This is a genomic window from Psychromonas sp. (genome assembly GCF_041586535.1).
GTDB lineage: Bacteria > Pseudomonadota > Gammaproteobacteria > Enterobacterales > Psychromonadaceae > Psychromonas.
In genome coordinates, this window is sequence record NZ_JBFGZY010000032.1 from 1 (window position 1) to 22,601 (window position 22,601).

The following is a 22,601-nucleotide window of genomic DNA, read 5'->3' on the forward strand; positions in this document are numbered from 1 at the left end:
ACCTTGCCCTACGGGGCGCTAGCTCGAAAACCAGTGCTGCGTTGCACCAATCGAAAAGGGAATAACCATTACCTCATGTTGCGTCTTGCTCTGGTCTCCGAGCTCGTGCCTGACAAAGCATTTTGAAGTAACATGGGTATAACGGTGGGATTTGGCGGGTATAACTATTGCGCTGAACCTGCATCAAAACAGGCTCCCGTAATAGATAAAATACGCAGCAGAGCAATCTGTTTTGGATCTGGCTTCTGACAGTCACTTTAAAAAGGGTAACGGTTTGATTGCTCAAAAGCTGCTACAGTCTCTGCTAAAAACAATCACTATTAAGATTCAATTACCTCGACTAATGCTTCAGCAACGGTTCTTATTTGTGATTTCTGTAAACCTGCAACATTGATTCTGCCATTCGCTGTACCGTAGATGGCAAATCTTTCCCGTAAGAGAATCATTTGCTCAGCGGTTAATGGCAGCATAGAGAACATCCCCTTCTGTTGGGATATAACCTGAAGAGAAGGTGGCGCATTAAGCTCCAGAAAAGCACTTCCCAACGCTTTACGAACATCATTAATACGGCTTCTACACTCAGTCAGTTCGTCAAACCAGGCTTGTTGTTGCTCAAACAAAAGGGAAGCAACGGCTGCCCCATGCTCAGGAGGCATTGAGTAATTAGCGCGGGTAATGCGCTCTAATACTATGCGGATATTCTGCAGCTGTTTTGAATCATTAGTAACGATCATCGCTGCCCCGGTTCGTTCACAATAAAGGCCCATATTTTTGGAACAGCTGGCCGCAACTAAGACCAAATCCAGCTGTTCAATAAACAACCTTAGCCCTGCCGCATCTTCTTCCGGGTTAACTCCGAATCCTTGATAAGCCATATCTATAAGCGCAATAACACCTTTGTTTTTACAAAAATCAGCGAATGCCTGCCATTGCCCTAACGTCGGATCGATGCCCGTCGGGTTATGACAACAGCCATGAAGCAGGATAATATCCCCTTCTCGGGCATCTTTCAGATCAGCGAAACAGGCATTGATATCGAGTTCTCCCTGCTTTTGCTGCCAGCGAAAATGCTCAACCTTTAAGCCTGAAGCTTCCATTATTGGCTGATGATTGATGTAACCCGGGTCGGTATTCCAAATCGTTGCATGTGGAGACGCACAGGAAATAAAATCAGCCAATACCCTTAATGCACCGGATCCGCCTACGGTTTGTATCGTGCACTGACTATTAAGCTTCTCACTGTTACCAAGTAAAAATTGGGCTATCTGATCATTAAATTTAGTGTTCCCTGATAGTTGTTTATAAGCTTTCGATTCCGCTTTATTAGCCAACTGCTGTTCAGCATCCTGCACTACCTGCATCACCGGTGTTTTACCTGATTCATCCCGGTATACACCAACCAGCAGATCTATCTTATCCTCACGCTGGTCGGCATGAAATTGGTGCAGAAGGCTCCATAAAGGATCCGCTTCCAATTGAGGTAATTTTCTTAACATGTTTATTTCCTTCATATTTTTTAAGAACGGTTAGATAAAATAACGCCAAGGGTGGTAAGGGATATTCCTATTAGAATAGCCATTGACAGCGGCTCATTGAAAACGGGAACGGCCAGCAAGGCGGTGACTCCTGGAGAAAGTGAGCCTATGACGGATGACTTTGCCGGACCGAGATGATGCACTGCATATGAGTAACCAATGATCGCGATAAAACCTGCTCCTAACCCCTGGACCAAAATAAAAGGAAGTGCTTCCGATAAACTAAATGAGCCAAAATTGCTGGTCATTAACCCGGAGGCCATTAGCGCCAGTATGATAAAAAAAGAGCTGATGGACAGGATAATCGTGATACTGATCGCATCGATTCCCGCTCGCCTGATACCCAGTGTAAAACCAGCCCAGACAAAACTGCCGCAGAATAAAAATGCAACACCGCGCAGGATATCCGCAGAAATTTCTTCCGACTGTCCCAATATCATCACCATTACTCCACTCATAATGAGCGTTAGCGTGAATAGCTGCTTTTTTGAAATAACCTGGCGATAGCAACAGCAGGTTAAGATAGCGACAAAAAAAGGTGGTGTTCCCGCCAGAATTGATCCCATATAGGCTGTTGGCGCCGTTTTCGCGCCCAGGGCCGCAAAGAAGAAAAAAGGTAGACCGCCGAGCATAACAAGGAATAGATCAGAGAGTCGAATTCGCTTAATTTTTTTAAGGCGAGACGGTAGCATAGGTAGCAATAATAGTACTGGTATGGCAAATCGAATAAGCGCCACGTCAGCCATTGTGAGGGAGGAGCCATTTATCGCACGTACAGTAAGTGAAAAACCGGACCAGATAAATAATACAGCCGTCATAGCCAAATAACCCGCTACCATTGGAGAAAAAAAGTAAGGTTCTGACTTAATTTCGGGTGTTTGTTCGGCCTGTTCCATAAAGGTATATCCTTAAGTTAGCGGTTAAGATCAATACAGATATTATCAATCAAAATGAGTGATTGATTCTGGCAAACGAGCCTGTAAAATTGTATTTATTAGCAGATACCACTAATATATCGGTTAATGTTAACTTAATTAGCCAGGTTTAATCATGGACAGAATTGATCAGCACATGCTGATGATTATTCAGCAGGAAGGTCGCTTATCGACTGCAGATTTATCAGATAAAGTCGGTTTGTCCCCCTCCCCCTGTGCAAGGCGATTAAAGCGCCTGGAGGAAGAAGGTTACATCGTAAACTATCAGGCTAATTTAAATAAAGCGAAAATAGGCATAGCGATGACTTTTTTTGTTGAGGTCAGTTTAAACAGCCATCAGGCTTCGTCCATTGATGAATTTGAGCTGGTAATTGCTGACATGAAAGAAGTTATTAACGGCTATATTGTTTCCGGCGCTTACGATTACCTATTGGAAGTTGTGAGTCCGGATTTGGCTGGATTTGAATTATTTACCAGAAAGCTGCACAGAGTAAAAAGTGTTAAAGATATTCATACCCATCTGTCGATAAGGCAAATAAAAACCAAAAGCCCATTGCCTATTTACAAGAGTTAAGCAGCACCCAATTAAGCCGATAGAAAAAGTTTCACATGAAACAAATTGATGTTTATTGAATTTATTTACCTGGGGCTGTTGAAGCTTTTGTGCAACAAGACGGCTGATTGATAAAGCCAGCTTGCTGCTCAGGTTCTGTGAATTTGCGTCATATTATTAACTGTGAATAGTTCAACCAGCTCTTGGCCAGCAGCCAAAAATCCTTTGCAGTGTTTTGAATCAGCATGTTGTTCAAGCACAGCTTCCGGTTCCCAAATCTCAAAAAACAGAAATGCACTCTTCGTCCGGTACACGGATGATATACAGCAGACTCCTTAATGGAGATTTTCCATATCCTCAGGTGCATATATCTGCCCATTAAAAGCAATATACACACCAGCGCTCAGGCACTGAGCTGCGATCGTTGCACAGCCAAGATTGAAACCGGCATCATTAGGGGAAAAACCTTCCAGTGGAATCATCGAACCGGTAAAAATAATAACTTGTCCGTGATTATCCGGTAATAAGCTTTGTAAATAACGGGCGCTGGAAAACAGGGTAAAAGTGCCGTGGGTGACGACATGCCTGCCGTTTTCATTTTCGATAACCGCATCATACACCGCATGGATATCTTCCCTGGTAATATCACGGCTGTCTTTCATGCATATTTCGCTGACCTCTATTTTTGAACTTCCCATTCTCGCGTATTTATCTAAAAAGGCGGCAAGCACGCTTTTTTGATGTGGCATGGTAGTGCATTTATCGATGTCATAATAAGAATCAATTGTTCCGCCGGTGATAATCAGTTGGATTTTTTTAATAGCAGTTGAGATCATTACTCTGCCCTTCTTGAAGTTAACGGTGGCTGTTACTCTAAGATATTATCGCTATGAAATAAATTTCGTAAAATAGTGCACTGGTATTAAAGTATTTGCATTAAGTGCTTCACTTTACGAAGGTTGCTGGTTAATGTGTTGTTTTATAGTGTATTTTTAGGGGGTAAATATGAGTTTAGGCAGTAATTTAAGGTATCTATGTTCATTTCAACCCTCTATCGCCAGTGTTTGTCGCGATCTTGCTATCAACCGGCAGCAGTTTAATCGCTATTTACGGGAAGAGAATTATCCGCGAGGCTACAATTTAAAACGTATATGCGACTACTTTAATACCACGGAAGCGCAACTAAACCTCTCTCAAAAAGCCTTCCAGACCAGTTATAAATCAGCAGATAAAACTGCCGATAAAAACTTTCAACTTGTTGGTTCCGCATTAAAAATATTGAATGAAAAGAGTGCCGGTAATCTTGATAAATACCTCGGCTACTATTACGAATATTATTATTCAATGTCCTGCCCTACGCGAATTTTACGTGGACTGGTGAGCCTGAAAAAAATTGAAGATGCTGTTTATTATGAACGTTTTGAGCGACTTGCTGAGCAGGATGACGGCGGGCCAATAAGTTATTGCCACTACAAAGGCTTGGCTTTATTTTTAAATGAACGCATCTTTATGGTCGATTATGAAAGTATCACCAGCAATGAAGTGGCTGAAATTATTCTTTATCCAAGTTTTAAACAGAAGGTATCAATACTCGAAGGGTCTTTAATTGGTGTTTCTGCAAGCGCAGCAAGACAGCCTGTAACCCGGCATATCGTCCTGGAGTATATCGGCAGCGCTATCAGCCTTAAAAAGAGATTAAAAGATTGTTACCTATACCCTCCCAGTTCAGACCTTATCCCTGGAAATATTAAGTCCAGGCTTACTGCGCCTGAAGAAACTCAGGAAAGGAAGAGGATGCCTGTCAGTTAAAACGGGTGAAACATCCTCACGGTTATTCCGGGTTTCTGCTTCATCGTACGTTGCCCGGAAAGCAAGCTTGGTTTTTGCGTTTAGCTCCACAGTGGGGGCTAAACGCGCCGGGTGCCGATTAACTTGCATTGTCTTTCTTATGACTGTGCTCTAACACCTCATCTACCCAACTTAGCGCAGCCGACACCGCTGGAAACCCTATTGTACTGGTGAGAATAAGTACAGCGTGCTGTATTTCCTCAGCTGTTGCGCCTGCGTCAACAGCCTGTCGCGTGTGGCTGTGGACCGCCCCTTCAGATCGAATTGCCGCTGCAGCGGCAAGCTGGATCAGGTGTCCCGTCTTGTCATTTAGAGGTCCTGCTTTGCGTACTGCGCTGCCCAGATTTGAAAGCGCGTCGCTGATCTCGGGATATCTTTGTTTTATCGATTGATAATGGCCGGGGAGTCCCCCTTTATCAGTTGCCATACCTTTCTCCTTAATGTTTGTTATACCAATTCCGTTAATTAGATGATCTATTTAGGCGTAGGAAAAATCGATGAAAGCAAGGCATTGATTGCAGTAACTAGTTGTTCTAATTGCAAAATTAATAACGCAGCTAGCATTCATTTTAACAAGCATAAATGAATAGATAATTATCGGATTTGGTATTAAACAGCCTCCAAAAGTTCAAACCTTAGCACTTTCTCCAAATTGTCATTTCCGAGAGAGTATGCTGAAACTTTCGTTGCGTTTCGCGGATAACAAAGGGGATCTCTTTGACCGCAATCAGTTCAAATTTAGCGCCGAGAATGTCAGTTAATCCGTCCAGGGTAGTGAAGTTCTCACCATTTACCTTTACGCCGCCCAACCACTTATCTTTGTTCGTATACTCTTCCAGCCAGGTATAGGGCGAGGTGATAATCAGATAGCCGCCGCTGTTAAGGCGTTGCTCAATACTGGTAAGAAAGTGTTTAGGCTCATTGAGGCGATCAATCAGATTTGACGCATAGATAAGATCATATCCTGAATATTGTGCTTTCAGGTTACAGGCATCTCCCTGCATGAAATTGACCCTATTGAGCAGAAGTTCATAACCCAATTGTGTTATAGAGATACTCTTAAACTCAACCAGCTCCCCTTCCGTAGCGATAGCATAGCGTTTTTCACCATGTTCGCTTAATTCATAGGCCTGCTGAATAAACCGGGCTGAAAAATCAATACCATCGACATGAGCAAAGGTTTTGGCTAACTCAAAAGTGGCGCGGCCAACAGAGCAGCCAATATCCAATGCTTTGCCGGTGTTGATCAGTTGTATCTCCTGCAGACATTGCTGTACAGCATTGACACAAAAATTGGGCACAGAGAAGTATTCAGCCCCATAGTGAAATTCGAGGTATTGTGAAACAAGCTGGTCAGTTTCATAAATATTTACTTTGCTCATGGCTGCCGGATCTTGCTCTGATTCAACATAGCGGAACCCGGCATGCTGATAGAAGTGCCGCCGGAAGGCGTAGCGCGATGCGCGAAGAGCCTCATTGCCAGTAGAAATCCAGGAGCCTCCTTTAATCAGATTGTGCTTACCGTCGAAGGTCGGGGTTGAGAAATCATCATACAGAGGGTGGACCTCGAAGCCGCTAAGGCCATCTATCGGCGTTTCCGTCCACTGCCACACATTGCCGATAATATCGCATAATCCGTTATATTCGAATCGATTAACCGGGCAGGAAGAAGCAAAATACTGCAGTTGTATATTACCCGGCACTTCCGACCATTGCGGTGCATCGTCAGCGATATTTTCCCGTAAAATATACCATTCCGCTTCGCTTGGCAGACGAATACCTCTTTGAGTCTGTTCGGTTTTCCAGTTACAGAATGCTTTTGCTTCCAACTGATTAACTTCAACGGGCCAGTTAAGCGGTAATGTTATTTCCTGTATTAAATTACGCTGTAACCACTTGCCGTCACGATAACGCCAAAATAGCGGCATAGTCGCCTTTGTGTAAGCCAGCCATGCTTTGCCCTCTTTATTCCAATAGCGAGGCTGAGAATAGCCGCCTGCTTCAACAAAGGTCATATATTCCTGATTAGAAACCAGATATTTAGCGGCTTTAAAATCGTCGACCTGAAACTGCTGTTCGCCATATTCATTGTCCCAGCCGAAGGTAATATCATCCTTCTGCTTACCTAAAGTAATTGTCTTTCCTGTAATAGGAATTAGTTGGTTTGGCTGCGCTTTTCCCGCTTCGGTGCAGGCTGGCCATTGAGAATGGGAGGTCACATCGTTGAGCGGTAACTGACGAATAATCACCGATGAGGTTTCAAGGTGAATGCGTTCATGCTCAATGCCCATCAGAATTACCCAGGCTGGCGAAGACTGGCTGATAGGTAATGTAAGGGGCATTTCATCAATAAATGTATTGATTTGCAGCTTAACCTGATCCCGATAATGGCGCACAGCTTCGACCGTCGGCCACTGGTAATGTGTTTCATCAATATCATCCCAGGACATCTCATCAACACCGATCGCAAACAGTGATTCAAACTCTGCGTTTATCCGCCTTTCCAGCAGTTTTGCCAGCCTTAACTTGTTGATATAAAAAGTTGCCGTATGAGCAAAGTAGAAGATCAGCGGGTGGCGAAGCGGCTCTGCCCTTTTAAAATAGGCCGGATCATTATTGATGACTTCAAAGAGTGATTCATAGAGCGCCCAGGTTTGATTAAAATAATCTTTAAGCTCCTGACGTTTACACTGCTGATCTGCACCGGTCAGCAGGATAGTTCGTGTATTTTTAATTAATCTATTACTCATATATTAGGGCCTGTTTATCTTTCATCGCCAAACCTGTAGTGCCTGAAAATCACTCAATCAAGACGCGAAAAGTGTGGTTTAGTTATTCTAAATGAGCTTTGAGCAACACAGGGTGTGTGACTTTCATGCTCTATCCAAAAGGCTGGGGCTATTTTTCACTCTGACTGCGTTGTCAAATGTTAATTATAGATGGCTATTACTTAAATTTTCCGCCTTGCCAGAGTAAAAATAGCCTCCAGCAGGAAAGGCGATGAAAGATAAACAGGCCCTGGTAAACTCCGTCAGAAAAACCGCTGTAGTCAATCAGAGTGATAAATAACTATCCGTTTAAATTTAGTTTATTTTAGTGGTTTTGACACTCGGATTAATTTTTCCTACGCCTAAATAGATCATCTAATTAACGGAATTGGTATTACGGTTATTTATTTGGAGGAATAAGCCCCCATGGTGGTGAATTGGAAGGAGCGGCAGCAAGTTATTATTGACTGTTTAGGAGAACGTTACAGGCAGATTTATTCTTAAAACAGGTGCGGAATATCAGTTTGAGAAAAATTCTGTGTAAAAACGCAGAAACTGACATTTGCATCAAAAAAGCCAGCTGATAAGCTGGCTTTCTAATTTGAACTTTTCCGTCATTCTCGAAATGTTTTCATCGAGAACCTCAGTATAGTTGCTACAAGAATAAATTTATCATTATTTATTCAACAAGATCCCCGCCTAAAAGATCGCGGGGATGACGGTGTGAATCAAAGGGGATGACGGGATTAATTAAATATCCAGATTTTCAACACGCAGTGCATTGGTTTCAATAAAGGCACGGCGCGGTTCAACTTGATCACCCATAAGAGTAGAAAACAGCTGGTCGGCACCCACCGCATCTTCAACGGTTACCTGCAGCATATTACGCCCTTCCGGATCCATGGTGGTTTCCCATAGCTGATCCGGATTCATCTCACCCAGACCTTTATAACGCTGAATATACAGACCGCGTTTTGATTCATGCATCAGCCAGTTAACTGCATCGATGAAGTTATCCACCTCTTTCTGACGGTCCCCGCGTTTTATATAAGCACCTTCTTCGAGCAGATTATGGATCTCGTTACCTATTGAAACCAGTGACTTGTAACCTGTAGAGCCGAAAAACTCTTCATCAAATACAAATTTGCTGTCAACACCATGCTTACGCACTGTAAAAATAATGTTATTGGTAACTTCATCTTCAGACTTAACCACTTCCGTCTTATAAATCGTGCCGCCTAAATCTTCCTGATTTAACGTTTCTACAACATCATTGGCCCATTCAGACACCGCGGCATCATTGCTGAGACTCTCTGCAGATAATTCCGGTTTATAGATAAGCTTATCCAGAATTGCCGATGGATAACGACGCGCTAAGCGTCTTATTGTTTCCTGAACACTGCGGTAGCGCTGAATCATACTTTCCAGTGCGATACCGGAAATACCCGGTGCATCAGAATTAACATGCAGTGATGAGTTTTCCATTGCTAAGGTGGTTAAGTAAGTCTGCAGTGCCATTTCATCTTTGATGTAATTTTCCTGCTTACCTTTTTTCACTTTATACAAAGGAGGCTGGGCAATGTAGATATAACCATTTTCAATCAGTTCCGGCATTTGACGGTAGAAAAAGGTCAGCAACAGGGTGCGGATGTGAGATCCATCCACGTCCGCATCGGTCATGATAATGATGCGGTGATAACGGGTTTTTTCCGGGTTGTATTCATCCCGTCCGATACCGCAACCCAATGCAGTGATTAAGGTTGCCACTTCCTGTGAAGAGAGCATCTTATCAAAGCGCGCTTTTTCAACGTTTAAGATTTTACCTTTAAGCGGTAAAATCGCCTGGTTTTTACGCGAACGACCCTGCTTGGCACTACCGCCAGCAGAGTCCCCTTCCACAATATACAGTTCAGAAAGCGCGGGATCTTTTTCCTGGCAGTCAGCTAATTTACCCGGTAAACCGGCTAAGTCCAGGGCGCCTTTTCGGCGTGTCATATCACGTGCTTTACGTGCAGCTTCACGTGCACGAGCCGCATCAATAATTTTGCCGGTGATTATTTTCGCTTCAGAAGGGTTTTCCAGCAGGAAGTCCTGCAGGCGTTCATTCATTGCACCTTCTACAATAGGTCTTACTTCAGAAGACACTAAACGGTCTTTGGTCTGTGAAGAGAACTTGGGATCAGGTACTTTTACGGAAATAACCGCGGTTAAACCTTCACGTGAATCACCGCCTTCAGTGACGGTTTTGTTCTTACCGTTTTTCACTTTAGCGAGCTCTTTTTCCATATAGTTGTTTAACGTACGTGTTAAAGCACCACGGAAACCGGTTAAATGCGACCCACCGTCTTTTTGCGGGATATTATTAGTGAAACAGTAGATATTTTCCTGGAAGCCATCATTCCACTGCATTGCTACTTCGACGCTAGTGCCGTCTTCATGTTCGGTGGTGAAATGGAAAATCTTCTGATGAATTGGCGTTTTATTTTTGTTCAGATAATTAACAAATGCTTCAATACCGCCTTCATAATGGAAGTGATCCTGTTTATCTTCTTCACGTTTATCAATCAGTTTGATTGATACACCCGAGTTTAAGAAAGACAGCTCACGTAATCTTTTTGCCAGTATTTCGTAGTGGAAGGTGGTATCTGAGAATGTCTCTTCACTGGGCCAAAAACGGATTTCCGTACCGGTGTTTTCAGATTCACCAATAACCGCAAGCGGTGCTTCCGGAACGCCATGAATATAGGTCTGCTGATGAATTTTACCATGGCGTTTAACGGTCAGGCGCAGCTTATGAGAAAGTGCATTTACAACAGAAACGCCTACGCCGTGTAGACCGCCTGACACTTTGTAAGAGTTATCATCAAATTTACCGCCCGCGTGCAGTACCGTCATAATAACTTCGGCTGCGGAAACGCCCTCTTCTTTGTGTATGTCAACCGGAATACCACGGCCGTCATCGCGCACGGAAACGGAACCATCGGTATGAATGGTCGCAACAATATCAGAACAATGACCGGCTAGTGCTTCATCTATTGAGTTATCTAAAACCTCAAACACCATATGATGTAAACCGGTGCCATCATCCGTATCGCCAATGTACATGCCGGGGCGTTTACGCACAGCATCCAGCCCCTTTAGTACTTTAATACTTGACGAATCATAACTTTTTTCAGTCATAAAACTTTCACCTATTCTACTGTAATCTTACCGTGCTCCACGTGAAACACGGTGCGTTCCTGACCAAATAACATATCAATATTTTCTTGCTTGATGACACTGACAAATATTTGGGCATCTGAATTTATAATATGCTTTGCTAATATCTGTTGTCTGTCCTGATCTAACTCAGAACTAAAATCGTCAATTAAAAAAACACACTGTTTGTTGTCAAAAGAATTTAAAAACAAGCCCTGTGCTAATCGTAATGCATAGACAAATAACTTTAATTGCCCTCTTGATAATGCATCGCTGACCGGCACGCCTTTGACTTTAAAACGCAGATCCGACTTTTGCGGGCCTGCGCTGGTATAACCAAGTTGTTTGTCACGCTCAAAATTATCCTGCAGATACTGCTGCAGGGATTTGTTGTTTTTATCCCAACCGCAAAAGAACTGGCTGGTAATGGAAAAATCGGGTAAAAAATCCTGTAATGTCTGATTTATCACCGGGATTAACAAATCAAAATAAGCTTGTCGTTGACTACTGATTTGATCACTTAAAACACAAAGCTCATTATCCCATACTTGGAGCTCGTTGTAAGTTTTACATTGCTTTAAAGCGGCATTACGCTGCTTTAAAAGGCGTTTTATACGGGACCAGTTAGGGTAAAAATTCGGATCATGATAGAAAACCCCCCAATCAAGAAAAGCCCGCCGGTTTTTAGGGCTGCCGGTGAGTAAATTGTAACTTTCCGGGGTGATCAGCTGGACGGGCAGATACTGGGTTAAATTGGCTAATTTTTTGCAGTAAGCGCCGTTAATTTTTAATAATGTCTCGCCGCTTTTGCTTTTCTGCAGACCAATAGGAATCGGGTTTTTATGATGGATGATTTCGCTAAACAGGGTAAACGCCTTGGCTTCGTAGGTCACCACGCGACTGGTTAAGTGGGTCCGGAAAGAACGTCCTAAACCGAGAAAGTAAATAGCTTCCAGTAGCGACGTTTTGCCACTGCCGTTTGCGCCGACAATGACATTTATTTTGCTATTAAAGTTGAGGCTGGCAGAGGCGATATTGCGGAATTGATGAATACTCAATTTAGTCAGAGACATCTCAGCACCCCGCAGAGTAAAATAACTTTTTTAGAATTTTATTCGCCCTACAAACGCATTGGCATAAGAACATAAAGTGAGTCGTCACTATCAATAGATTCTATTAATGCACTGTGGTCTGAGTTGCTGAAGGTGATTTTAATCTGGTCGCTTTTGAGGGTGTTTAAAACATCCAGCACATAGCTGACATTAAAGCCTATTTCCAGATTGGCTGATTGATACTCTACATCAATATACTCTTCCGCTTCCTCCCTTTCCGGATTATTAGCGGTGATTTGCAGCAGGTTTTCAGAGAGGAGCAAACGCACCCCCTTGAACTTTTCATTGGATAAAATCGCAGCGCGGGAAAAAGCCTGTTTTAATGATTCACGGTTAGAAATCAGTTCTTTATCACCGTTTTTAGGGATAACACGGCGGTAATCGGGAAAGCGTCCGTCGACCAATTTTGTGGTAAAAACAAAACCGTCGATAATAGCGCGCAGGTTGTTCTGTCCGATCTGAATAGTGACTTCTGACTGATCATTATCGAGCAGTTTAACTAACTCTATCACCCCTTTTCTCGGCACGATCACCGACTGCTGCTCAATAGGTTGGCTCAGCTGAATGGCGCAGGACGCCAGGCGGTGTCCGTCAGTTGCGACACTGCGCAGGGTCTGCTCGGCAACCTCAAAATACATACCGTTAAGATAATAACGGACATCCTGGCTGGCCATGGCAAACTGGGTAAATTCGATCAGTTTTTTAAACTCAGCCTGCGGCACGGTTAATTCCACCAGACTCTGCCAGGATTCTATATTCGGAAAGTCTACTGCCGGCAACGATGATAGTAAGTAACGACTACGGCCTGAGCGTATGGTCACTCTTTCATCTTTTACCTGGAATTTAATCTCGCAAGGCTCGGATAAACCGCGGCAGATATCCAATAATTTACGTGCTGGTACGGTGATCTGACCATCTTCACTGTCCTGCTCGAGCGGGATCAATGCAATCAATTCAACTTCCAAATCGGTGCCGGTCAGGCTTAATAAATTATCTTTAACTTCAATTAAAATATTAGCCATGATAGGCAGTGCCGGACGCCCGCCCGCAACAGAGCTGACCACAAGTTGTAACGGACGGAGAAATGCTTCTCTGGAAATTGAAAAATGCATAATCAAACTTACCTTATACCCGTTATCTTCAATAACCGGTTAATTTTAAACGCTGTTAAATCAACAGGAGGTTGCCATTAATGAAATGGTTTATTGTCCAACTCACCTTATTAATGGCTTAACTCAGATTTTTTTAACTAAAATACAAATAGTAACTGACAGACTGCTGGCTTACATCGAAAGAGTACGGATCAGAATTTTATAATCTTCCTGAATATCGTTGTTTTCACGGCGCAGCTCTTCTACTTTTCGACAGGCATGCAGTACCGTGGTGTGATCCCGTCCGCCAAATGCTTCACCAATTTCAGGCAGACTGTGCTGAGTCAACTCTTTAGCTAATGCCATGGCTATTTGACGCGGACGCGCTACGGTGCGTGTACGGCGCTTGGAAGACATATCTGATGTTTTAATACGATAATGTTCGGCCACTATCTTCTGAATATTATCAATGGTGGTTTGTTTGGTATGAACCGCCAGCATATCGCGCAATGCATCCTGTACCAGTGCAATGGTGATCGCCTGACCGGTAAATTGCGCTTTTGCCGAAATATTAGCAATCGCCCCTTCCAGAACACGCACATCGGTTATAGTTAAACGTTTGGCGATAAAGAAAGCCACATCATCGGGCAGTTTCAAACCACGCTCTTCCGCTTTGGTGATTAAAATCGCAACCCGTGTTTCCAGCTCCGGCGGATCAATAGGAATAGATAATCCCCAACCGAAACGCGTACGCAGGCGTTCATCAATACCCTCAATCTCTTTTGGAAAACGGTCACTGGTTAAAATCACCTGCTGGTGGGCATCGAGCATCGAGTTAAATGTCTGGAAAAGCACTTCCTGAGAACGATCTTTACCGGCAAAGAAATGAATATCATCAATCAGCAGCGCATCAAGTGAGGCGTAATATTCTTTAAACTGCTCGATGGTATTATTGCGGATCGCATTGATCATATCCTGGACAAAACGCTCAGAGCGAATGTAGACCACTTTGCTTTCCGGATTTTCGGCGATGATCGCATTGCCTACGGCGTGCAGTAAATGGGTTTTACCTAAACCGGGATGCGCATATAAAAATAGCGGATTATAGACATCACCTGGATTTTCAGCGATTTGCTGGGTCGTTGCGATAGCAAAGTTATTTGATTTACCTTCAACAAAATTTTCAAAGGTGTATTTTTTTATCAAATTACTTTTATGGGTAATAGTGTTCGCTTTGCTTTCCCCTTCCCAGGGCTGATTTGAGGAAGGTGCCTGCGCGTGCGCGGCAGACTGTGCAGCCGGTTTTTTTGCCGCTGAACTGGCATTACCCACCATTAAGCGAATCTGGATGGATCTATTCGGATCTTCCTGGTGCACCATGGTCTGGATCTTATCTTCGATAATCCCCATGTACTTATTACGTACCCACTCACTGGTATATTTATTCGGAGAATACAGTGATAGCGTTGAATTATTGAAATCAGCCTGAAGAGGCCGTAACCAGGTACTAAAGTCTCCCGCTGACAGTTCTTCTTTTAATTGTGCTAGGCACTCTTGCCAAATTGCCAGGGACATCACTAACTCCAGTTATTAAATTCGGGCGCATAATTCTACAGATAAGATCCGTTTTTCGCCACAAGATCCTTGCAAAAATAAATAAAAAAGATCCTTGTATTGATCTTCATTAACTGCAAGGTTGATTACTTTGTCTGCTTTGTATCGCGTGCCATATAACTTTTAGTAATGATGTTTTTGTTCTATTTACTGAAAGATTATATGACAAGCTCGGAAGGACGTATTATACAAGATCTGTTCTGTCGATTAATATAAATATCCGGATTAAGTTAAAAATAAAAAAGGCAGGATAAAAGTTGTATAATAATCAACTGCCAATAAGTTAGTACTTACTTTCTTGTTTTTGCTTGTGCTTAAAAATGAGCTGAGTAACAAGCTGTTATCTTACAAGAGACTGTGCGGCAAAATGCTCATATCGCTGGATTGTTTGTGTATTAGCGGAGCCTCCCCTTCTGCCAGTGCCTGTTTATAGATCTGGTTCATTTTTACTGCCAGATAGAGATCCGATCGGATCAGGATCCCGCCATCGGATGTTACCACTCCCGCTAACTCACACCATTTAAGCATTTGCCGTTTACGTCCTGCTAAAACAAGACGTACACCACGTTGTTTTAATACACTATGCAGCTCTGAAAGCATCGCCATCACACTCAAGTCTAAATGGGTAAAACAAGGTACAGCATCGATAATGATACATTCGACGCCCTCTTCCACTGCCAGTTTGTTCAGTAAGCGGCGTTTAAAATATAAAGCATTAAAATAGGTCAGAGGTGAATTAAACCTGTAGATAAACACACCGTGTATGGGCTTAGCTTTATCCGAATTATCAATGCTGCGCATGATTCCTTTATGATCAAGGCCTAATACCTGATCTGTCGGGCGCATCACGGTACGTAAAAATTGGAACAAGCCGAGCAGTACCGCCAGGGTGATTCCGGGAATAACGCCGATAAACAACACTGACAGCAAGGTGGTTAACGCCAGAAAAAAGGCCGAGTTATCACGTTTTCTCAACTGCCAGAGAGTTTTGACATCAATCAGAGACAGTGATGCAATCACCAGTACCACGCCCAGCGCAGCCGTTGGGATATATTGCAGCGGGCGGGTAAAAAATAACGCCACCGCGGCAATGATCACAGCTGCAATAATGGAGACTAACTGACTTTTACCGCCATTTGCATCATTAACTGCAGTGCGTGAATCTGCACCGCTCACGGCAAATCCCTGCGATAAGGCGGAAGCGATATTGGCAATACCCAATGCTCTGAACTCCTTATCTGCATCAATGTCATAGCCATTTTTTGCTGCAAAGCTACGCGCCGTCAGCATCATGCTGACAAAGCTCACCGTGGCTAAATTGAGTGCCGGCATAACTAATTCACGAGCAATGCCTAAATCAAAGATCGGCGCCTGAAACCTGAACATACCGGACTTAATTTCATCCACGGTATCAATTCCAAATTCACTCAGATTAAATTTCCAGATGACCGTCGCCGTTATTACCATGACCGCCAGTGCAGCAGGCCATTTAGGCTGGAAACGTTTGATCATTAAAAAGATGAGTACCGCAAGTAAGCTTACCCCGATGGTTGGCAAATGCGACTTCAAAATATAGTCCGGCGCGGCTGCGAGACGTTCAAGCAGATAACGCTGTTCAAAATGAAAGCCTAAAATTTTTGAAAATTGTCCAACAATAATGGTAATTGCCACACCATTTATCAGCCCCATTAATATTGGTTTTGATAAAAAGTCAGCCAATATCCCGAGCTTAAAGCGGCTTGCCAGCAGGCACCAAATACCGGTCATGCCGGTCATGGTCATAACCAGCTGCCAGTGCTTAACCGAGTCCCCTGCTGCCAACGGCGTGACCACCGCAGCAATAACGGCACAGGTCGCCGCGTCCGGGCCGACAATCAATTGTCGTGAACTACCAAATAGTGCATAAACCAGCATCGGCAGAATACAGGAATACAAACCGACAACGGCATTTACACCGGTCAATTGCGCGTAAGCAATAGCAACCGGCAGAGCAACTGCTGCTACTGACAATCCGGCACGGACATCATCACGCAGCCATTGCCGCTGATAATGGATCAGCCCTTCTAGCCCCGGCATTAAAGAATACAAGCTGGAAAGTTTCAATTGGTAACCTCGGTTGATAATAAAAACTGGATAAAGTAGCTGATTTTACTGAGTACGGGATAAAGCCTGCAGCTCAGAGCAAAATAGACATTTCACCTATAGTGACAGGCTGTTGCCGATTATAAAATAAACGCAGCAGATGCCAATATAATAAACATCAAACTCAGATATTAATTATCGAATAATGAGCAGATATTCCCTATTTATCTGCTGCTCGGAGTATCTAAGTAGTCAATGAAAAATTATCCGGTATTTTGAGAGGAACTGGTTCAAAATGTTGCTGGTTTCGTTCTGGCAAAGACGCAGCTTATCGTACCCCAAGCTCCGCTTAGCGGATTTAGTTTTTCGCAGGCTGTTGCTTTAAGCGCATGGTTTAACTTTTTTGTTGGTTGTTTCGCCCTGACGGCGACTAGACGATGAGAAACCGAAACACTGTTCCGCAGTGCGAGGGTGTCATGCTTCTAAATGCCGAAAAAGCAGCTAAGGTGTCAGATTTAGATGAGCTTTATTATCTATTTGAACTTGGAAAACCTTTGGCGCTCAAAGACCCTGTTCACAAAGCCTCTCATCACCCCATTGCCAAATCAATGCGCCTGACGACTCTGCCCCGCCTAGAAAAAGCACAGCTTTTTAGCGAGGTTGATAAGGTTTACGAGGAAGCTTTGATTTAATGACAGGGCATATAGCCAAAACAAAATAAAACTTGTTGCTATAAAAAAACAATATAATCGTCTGACAAAGCCTGCAAATCGTTAGTTTTCACCATTATCTTTAACCATTATATTAGCTTAACCTGTCACGGCTTGATTGTTGTGCGCACTTTTGCGCGCATAACGGTTGGCTAGAATCGCGCAGTAGAAAATCTGAATCGGGTGGTAAAGCATAATCGGCAATAAAATCATGCCTAATGTCGGATCCGCGCCAAAAATAACCTTTGCCATCGGCACACCGGCGGCCAGAGTTTTTTTAGTGCCGCAGAAAACCGCTGCTACTTCATCGGGTAGATTGAACCCGCCGCGACGCGCGCCCCACTGAATGGAGTGCACCATAACCAGCAGACAGACAGTGCTGATCATTATTGATGTGGCTAACATGCCTAGTGAGAACTCACTCCAGATACCGTTAGCAACAGAATCACAAAAGGCATTGTAGACGATCAGTAAAATCACATACTTATCGACCTTGTTAACCACCGCCTTGTGTTTTTCTACCCATTTCAGCAGATAAGGGCGCAGCAGTTGTCCCGCTATCATCGGCAGGAGTAACAGTTTGGCAATGGCGAATACAGAGGCGAGCAGATCCAGCTCTACCCCTTCAAAGCCCATAAATAACTGAATAAGCAGCGGTGTGATAAAGACCCCTAAAATACTTGATAAGGAAGCATTGAAGATGGCACCGGGAACATTACCTTTAGCGGCGCTGGTCATGGCAACAGAGGAGGAGATAGTGCTGGGCAGCACAAACAGGTAACAGAAACCAAAGGCCAAAGCTGATGGCATATAAGTCAGAAAACTATTACCGAAGAGCAGCCAAAGCAGCGGATAAAGTACAAAGGTGCACAGCTGAATATAGATATGCAGACGCCAATTGGCTACGCCATCTTTAATAGCTCTTGGGGACAGCCCCAAACCGTGTAGAAAAAAGACAATGGCAACACCGATTCCGGTCAGCTTATCCAGATGAATCAGGCCACCTGAACGGCCGAAATCAGCTGTTATGGTGGCTAAAAAGATAGCTAAAACCATCCCGGCCAGAAACCACTCTTTTTTTAGTTTGTTTAATATATTCATAAGGTTATTTTCTTCTTGATTATTATTAGGGGTTATTCCAACTGATATAACTGCTAGAGCGCCATATAGTAACTGACACTGATTTTACTGCTGATTATCGAGGCGCTGCCATTGAGGTGGATATAGACCTTATCTACCGGATAAGTAACCAGGCTCATCGGCACGGTATAACTTTCCAGCGGCATCTGATTGTTCATGCAGCAGATTAACATCTGGCTGACACTGTCGGCATATTTCTGATCGGACTGATCGGTGATAAGCAAAACACGTTGTCCGATAGCTGCTCTAAAATACAAACCTTAGGCTTTAGCGCCTTTACCACCTCGGCAATTAACTCAGGAACCAGTGTCGAGGTGATTTCATCGCAACGTAATACTTGAAACCTGTGCAACTTTCTTTAATAAATAATAAAGCATTGCAGCAACTATTGTAATGGAAGAAGTTGACCTGCCAATGGAATCATTCAGGGTAAATTAAAATAATATTAAATAGTTAGGGCCTGTTTACCTTGGTTTAGTATCGTTTATAAATAATATTTGATAGTTTTATTCTATTGTTTTTATAGCAACAAACGATTTTGCCTATCTTAAAGGTTGTCCCATAATACATCCCATGAGTTCGCAACAAGAGCTCAATCGGGTAACTAACAACTAATTACGAGGATATCAAAATGATCAACACTGAAATTAAACCGTTTAACGCAACAGCTTTCAAACAAGGCAAATTCGTAGAAATTTCTGAAAAAGACGTATTAGGTAAGTGGGCTGTATTTTTCTTCTACCCTGCCGACTTCACTTTTGTTTGCCCAACTGAACTTGGAGACCTTGCAGATCATTACGAAGAGTTGCAAAAACGTGGCGTAGAAGTGTTCTCTGTTTCGACTGATACTCACTTTACCCATAAAGCTTGGCATGACAGCTCTGAAACTATCGGCAAAATCAACTACTTCATGGTTGGCGATCAAACGGGCAACATCACTAATAACTTCGGTGTGATGCGTGAAGGCCAGGGTCTTGCAGACCGTGCTACTTTCCTGATTGACCCACAAGGTGTGATTCAGGCAATGGAAATCACTGCTGAAGGAATTGGCCGTGACGCAGAAGATCTGATGCGTAAAGTGAAAGCTGCTCAGTACGTGGCATCTCACCCGGGTGAAGTATGTCCTGCTAAATGGAAAGAAGGTGAACAAACATTAGCTCCTTCTCTGGATCTGGTTGGTAAAATCTAACTTAAAACCAGCTTAACATATTGTTTTTATTATAAGCGGCCTCAGTAACCGTAAACGCGTTACTGAGGCACTTTAAAGATTTAAAAATCTTTTTGCAGACAGAGAAGATTATTAAATCTTTAAAATTGCGAACAGCGTTAATCGTCTGCCCTGTGCAATCAACGAACATTAAAAGGTATTACTATGTTAGACCAAAATATGAAAACCCAGTTAAAGACTTATTTAGATAATTTAAAGACTGATGTACATCTGGTTCTCAGCCTGGATGACAGTGATACCGCGCAAAAATTAAATGCTTTGGCAAAGGATATCGCGTCTTTAAACGACAAAGTAACAGTGATTGAAAATCAAAATGCGAGCTCGCGTAAGCCGGTGATGCAGGTGGTTAATCCAGCTAAAAAAACCGCGCTTGGTTTTGCCGGCCTGCCGATGGGGCACGAATTTACTTCATTAGTGCTGGCTCTGCTGCATAGTGGCGGTCACCCGATGAAACTCGAACCTGAGGTGATCGAGCAGATTGCCGGCCTTGAAGGCGAGATGAATTTTGAAGTATTCATTTCCTTAAGCTGTCAAAACTGTCCGGATGTGGTGCAGGCGTTAAATATGATGGCGGCTATTAATCCGAATATAAAAACCACCATGATCGACGGGGCTGCGTTTCAGAATGAAGTGAGTGAGCGTAATATTATGGCGGTGCCAAGTGTTTACCTGAATGGTGAAGTGTTCACCCAGGGGCGAATTTCACTTAATGAGATTTTGCAGAAGGTCGATAGCGGTGCTTCACAAAAACAAGCGGCGGCAATAAGTGAAAAAGCACCTTACGAGGTGTTAGTGGTCGGCGGAGGCCCGGCGGGTGCGTCTGCCGCTATTTACGCGGCACGTAAAGGAATCCGCACCGGCGTAGTCGCCGAGCGCTTCGGTGGCCAGGTAATGGACACCATGTCTATTGAGAACTTTATTTCAGTAAAAGAAACACAGGGTCCTAAATTAGCGGCAGCCCTTGAGGAGCACGTAAAACAGTACGAAGTGGATATTTTGACTGAACAAAAAGCCAATGGCCTGGTGAGTGCTGAACAAACGCAAGACGGTTATATCCATGTTGAACTGGAAAATGGTGCAACGCTTAAAAGCCGCAGCGTAATTTTATCTACTGGTGCACGCTGGAGAGAGATGAATGTACCGGGTGAACAGGAATACCGTAATAAGGGGGTTGCATACTGCCCGCACTGTGACGGTCCGTTATTTAAAGGCAAAAAAGTCGCAGTGATCGGTGGAGGAAACTCAGGTATCGAAGCGGCCATTGATCTGGCGGGTATTGTTGAGCATGTTACCGTACTGGAATTTGCCGATACCTTACGTGCTGACCAGGTGCTAATAAATAAAGCTAATAGTATGGCCAATATCGATATTATTAAAGAGGCGCAAACGACGCAGGTAATGGGCGATGGCACACGTGTTACCGCGCTTAATTATACTGACCGTGCGACGGGTGAGGAAAAGCACCTTGAGCTTGCCGGAATTTTTGTTCAGATTGGTTTGGTGCCGAACAGTGATTTCTTAAAAGGCAGCGGTGTGACTTTGTCGCCCCGCGGCGAGATTGAAGTCAACGCTAAAGGTGAAACGTCTGTTGCCGGTGTATTTGCCGCGGGGGATGTCACCACAGTACCTTATAAGCAGATTATCATTGCCATGGGTGAAGGCTCGAAAGCCGGTTTAAGTGCATTTGATCATCTGATTCGCACACCTGCACCGAGCGCTAAGGTTGCCGAATTAGCGTAATCCAGCGTTAAAAGTAGTTTACCTGCCGGTCACCGGCAGGTATTTTTTATCAGCAGAAGAAGTTAGCAGCTCTCTTTCTTAACTCCCTATTTGCCGTTTATAGTTCTATTGCCTGCAGCATTTCAGCGGATGGCGCAAAAAAATACGCCCCTGTAACCGCTTTGGTAAAACGCAGCATATGGTCTACCTGACCATCTTTATGTCCGTACATGCTTTCCAGCATCACTTTAATATTGTGCAGAGTACTGCAGTAGGCCAGGAAAAGTAATCCGTGATCACCGGATACTGAGCCGTAAGGCAGGCTGTGGCGCACTATTTTCAACCCTTTACCCTGTTCTTTAATATCAACCCGGCCGACATGCGAGGTTGGCGGTACGTCATCAAGTTCAATCGAATCGGGTTTAGTGCGGCCGATCACTTTTTCCTGCGCGGCGATAGAGAGTTGATTCCATGCCGGAAGGTCATGAATAAAACGCTGGGCCATCACATAACTGCCACCGGCAAAAGTGCCTTCAGGAATAATTGCGACCTGTGCCCTTGCCTGACCTTCAGGATTTTCAGTACCGTCAATGAAATCGGTCATATCGCGTGCATCCATAAAACGGTAACCATATGTTTCATCAATCAGTTCAACATGTTCGGATATTTCCGCCATCACTTTACGCAGCAGGTAGAAATGCAGATCGTGACGGTTGGAGTGGCAATGAATAAGCACGTCAACATCGCTGGCAGGTGCAACTGCATCCCCTTTTCCAAGCTCTGTGAAATCAACTAATTCCTCCGGCATAGGCTGATTTGTCTTGCTCCATAAGGCTTTGCTGAAAGCAATAGCCGAAGTAAGGTCTGCGCCCGGCTGGCTTTGATTAAGCTCGGCAACCAGCTTGGGTATCGCCTTTAGTTGCTGCAGCACTTTCTGATGTTCAGATTTTATTTTAAGTTGGCTATAAAGGGCGAAGGGTCCTGCTTCAGGGACAATAGCTGATTGATATACAGTCATAACGGTTTCTCCAAATTTTAATCTGATCATTTTAAATTATAACTCCCTGT

At 43.7% G+C, this 22,601-nt stretch carries 18 protein-coding genes; 5 read left to right on the forward strand and 13 right to left on the reverse strand.

What is annotated here, in order from left to right; genetic code table 11:
- Positions 1–320 precede the first annotated feature (320 nt).
- Complete coding sequence (locus ABZA00_RS05415; RefSeq protein ID WP_372881123.1) at positions 321–1,496, reverse strand: aromatic amino acid transaminase; 1,176 nt, start codon at positions 1,494–1,496, stop codon at positions 321–323.
- 20 nt (positions 1,497–1,516) lie between these two features.
- Complete coding sequence (locus ABZA00_RS05420; protein WP_372881124.1) at positions 1,517–2,431, reverse strand: DMT family transporter; 915 nt, start codon at positions 2,429–2,431, stop codon at positions 1,517–1,519.
- 154 nt (positions 2,432–2,585) lie between these two features.
- Between ABZA00_RS05420 and ABZA00_RS05425 the strand changes: the two genes are divergently transcribed.
- Positions 2,586–3,044: an Lrp/AsnC family transcriptional regulator gene (locus ABZA00_RS05425; RefSeq protein ID WP_372881125.1), complete on the forward strand. Its 459-nt coding sequence runs from the start codon at positions 2,586–2,588 to the stop codon at positions 3,042–3,044.
- Positions 3,045–3,358: 314 nt separating this feature from the next.
- Here the strand turns inward: ABZA00_RS05425 and ABZA00_RS05430 are convergent, their stop codons facing one another.
- Positions 3,359–3,859: an asparaginase domain-containing protein gene (locus ABZA00_RS05430; protein ID WP_372881126.1), complete on the reverse strand. Its 501-nt coding sequence runs from the start codon at positions 3,857–3,859 to the stop codon at positions 3,359–3,361.
- Positions 3,860–4,028: 169 nt separating this feature from the next.
- Here ABZA00_RS05430 and ABZA00_RS05435 point away from each other — a divergent pair, with 169 nt between their 5' ends.
- Entirely contained in the window at positions 4,029–4,832 is an 804-nt protein-coding gene (locus ABZA00_RS05435; protein ID WP_372881127.1) for a helix-turn-helix domain-containing protein, read from the forward strand.
- Positions 4,833–4,950: 118 nt separating this feature from the next.
- Here the strand turns inward: ABZA00_RS05435 and ABZA00_RS05440 are convergent, their stop codons facing one another.
- The 7 genes from ABZA00_RS05440 to ABZA00_RS05470 all read right to left on the reverse strand — a co-directional run bounded on the left by ABZA00_RS05440 (position 4,951) and on the right by ABZA00_RS05470 (position 16,757).
- Complete coding sequence (locus tag ABZA00_RS05440) at positions 4,951–5,298, reverse strand: carboxymuconolactone decarboxylase family protein (RefSeq protein WP_372881128.1); 348 nt, start codon at positions 5,296–5,298, stop codon at positions 4,951–4,953.
- Positions 5,299–5,506: 208 nt separating this feature from the next.
- The gene (gene ovoA, locus ABZA00_RS05445; protein WP_372881129.1) at positions 5,507–7,621 is read right to left on the reverse strand and encodes a 5-histidylcysteine sulfoxide synthase; all 2,115 of its coding nucleotides are present in this window, start codon (positions 7,619–7,621) and stop codon (positions 5,507–5,509) included.
- Between the two features lie 768 nt (positions 7,622–8,389).
- Positions 8,390–10,819 (reverse strand): DNA topoisomerase (ATP-hydrolyzing) subunit B, encoded by a 2,430-nt coding sequence (gene gyrB, locus ABZA00_RS05450; protein ID WP_372881130.1) that lies wholly within the window; start codon positions 10,817–10,819, stop codon positions 8,390–8,392.
- 11 nt (positions 10,820–10,830) lie between these two features.
- Entirely contained in the window at positions 10,831–11,910 is a 1,080-nt protein-coding gene (recF, locus tag ABZA00_RS05455; protein WP_372881131.1) for a DNA replication/repair protein RecF, read from the reverse strand.
- Positions 11,911–11,957: 47 nt separating this feature from the next.
- Complete coding sequence (gene dnaN / locus ABZA00_RS05460; RefSeq protein ID WP_372881132.1) at positions 11,958–13,061, reverse strand: DNA polymerase III subunit beta; 1,104 nt, start codon at positions 13,059–13,061, stop codon at positions 11,958–11,960.
- Positions 13,062–13,232: 171 nt separating this feature from the next.
- Positions 13,233–14,615 (reverse strand): chromosomal replication initiator protein DnaA, encoded by a 1,383-nt coding sequence (gene dnaA, locus ABZA00_RS05465; protein WP_372881133.1) that lies wholly within the window; start codon positions 14,613–14,615, stop codon positions 13,233–13,235.
- 384 nt (positions 14,616–14,999) lie between these two features.
- Positions 15,000–16,757, reverse strand: a complete 1,758-nt coding sequence (locus ABZA00_RS05470) for a SulP family inorganic anion transporter (RefSeq protein WP_372881134.1) — start codon at positions 16,755–16,757, stop codon at positions 15,000–15,002.
- Positions 16,758–17,173: 416 nt separating this feature from the next.
- Between ABZA00_RS05470 and ABZA00_RS05475 the strand changes: the two genes are divergently transcribed.
- A complete protein-coding gene (locus ABZA00_RS05475; protein ID WP_372881135.1) occupies positions 17,174–17,428 on the forward strand; it encodes a hypothetical protein in 255 nt (84 codons plus the stop codon).
- A gap of 117 nt (positions 17,429–17,545) precedes the next feature.
- Here ABZA00_RS05475 and ABZA00_RS05480 read toward each other — a convergent pair whose 3' ends face one another.
- Together ABZA00_RS05480 and ABZA00_RS05485 are read right to left on the reverse strand one after the other, a co-directional pair.
- Positions 17,546–18,547 carry a bile acid:sodium symporter family protein gene (locus tag ABZA00_RS05480; protein WP_372881136.1) on the reverse strand — a complete coding sequence of 334 codons (1,002 nt, stop codon included), beginning with the start codon at positions 18,545–18,547 and terminating at the stop codon, positions 17,546–17,548.
- 53 nt (positions 18,548–18,600) lie between these two features.
- Entirely contained in the window at positions 18,601–18,843 is a 243-nt protein-coding gene (locus ABZA00_RS05485) for a hypothetical protein (protein WP_372881137.1), read from the reverse strand.
- Between the two features lie 374 nt (positions 18,844–19,217).
- Here ABZA00_RS05485 and ahpC point away from each other — a divergent pair, with 374 nt between their 5' ends.
- The gene (gene ahpC, locus ABZA00_RS05490; protein ID WP_372881138.1) at positions 19,218–19,775 is read left to right on the forward strand and encodes an alkyl hydroperoxide reductase subunit C; all 558 of its coding nucleotides are present in this window, start codon (positions 19,218–19,220) and stop codon (positions 19,773–19,775) included.
- A gap of 183 nt (positions 19,776–19,958) precedes the next feature.
- Entirely contained in the window at positions 19,959–21,554 is a 1,596-nt protein-coding gene (ahpF, locus tag ABZA00_RS05495) for an alkyl hydroperoxide reductase subunit F (RefSeq protein ID WP_372881139.1), read from the forward strand.
- Positions 21,555–21,651: 97 nt separating this feature from the next.
- Here ahpF and ABZA00_RS05500 read toward each other — a convergent pair whose 3' ends face one another.
- Complete coding sequence (locus ABZA00_RS05500; protein WP_372881140.1) at positions 21,652–22,581, reverse strand: Dyp-type peroxidase; 930 nt, start codon at positions 22,579–22,581, stop codon at positions 21,652–21,654.
- Between the last annotated feature and the right edge of the window lie 20 nt (positions 22,582–22,601).

Coding starts and splice junctions, on each gene's coding strand:
- ABZA00_RS05415 (WP_372881123.1), bottom strand. CDS start 1,496: ATGTTAAGAAAATTACCTCAATTGGAAGCGGATCCTTTATGGAGCCTT.
- ABZA00_RS05420 (WP_372881124.1), bottom strand. CDS start 2,431: ATGGAACAGGCCGAACAAACACCCGAAATTAAGTCAGAACCTTACTTT.
- ABZA00_RS05425 (WP_372881125.1), top strand. CDS start 2,586: ATGGACAGAATTGATCAGCACATGCTGATGATTATTCAGCAGGAAGGT.
- ABZA00_RS05430 (WP_372881126.1), bottom strand. CDS start 3,859: ATGATCTCAACTGCTATTAAAAAAATCCAACTGATTATCACCGGCGGA.
- ABZA00_RS05435 (WP_372881127.1), top strand. CDS start 4,029: ATGAGTTTAGGCAGTAATTTAAGGTATCTATGTTCATTTCAACCCTCT.
- ABZA00_RS05440 (WP_372881128.1), bottom strand. CDS start 5,298: ATGGCAACTGATAAAGGGGGACTCCCCGGCCATTATCAATCGATAAAA.
- ovoA (WP_372881129.1), bottom strand. CDS start 7,621: ATGAGTAATAGATTAATTAAAAATACACGAACTATCCTGCTGACCGGT.
- gyrB (WP_372881130.1), bottom strand. CDS start 10,819: ATGACTGAAAAAAGTTATGATTCGTCAAGTATTAAAGTACTAAAGGGG.
- recF (WP_372881131.1), bottom strand. CDS start 11,910: ATGTCTCTGACTAAATTGAGTATTCATCAATTCCGCAATATCGCCTCT.
- dnaN (WP_372881132.1), bottom strand. CDS start 13,061: ATGCATTTTTCAATTTCCAGAGAAGCATTTCTCCGTCCGTTACAACTT.
- dnaA (WP_372881133.1), bottom strand. CDS start 14,615: ATGTCCCTGGCAATTTGGCAAGAGTGCCTAGCACAATTAAAAGAAGAA.
- ABZA00_RS05475 (WP_372881135.1), top strand. CDS start 17,174: ATGAGAAACCGAAACACTGTTCCGCAGTGCGAGGGTGTCATGCTTCTA.
- ABZA00_RS05480 (WP_372881136.1), bottom strand. CDS start 18,547: ATGAATATATTAAACAAACTAAAAAAAGAGTGGTTTCTGGCCGGGATG.
- ahpC (WP_372881138.1), top strand. CDS start 19,218: ATGATCAACACTGAAATTAAACCGTTTAACGCAACAGCTTTCAAACAA.
- ahpF (WP_372881139.1), top strand. CDS start 19,959: ATGTTAGACCAAAATATGAAAACCCAGTTAAAGACTTATTTAGATAAT.
- ABZA00_RS05500 (WP_372881140.1), bottom strand. CDS start 22,581: ATGATCAGATTAAAATTTGGAGAAACCGTTATGACTGTATATCAATCA.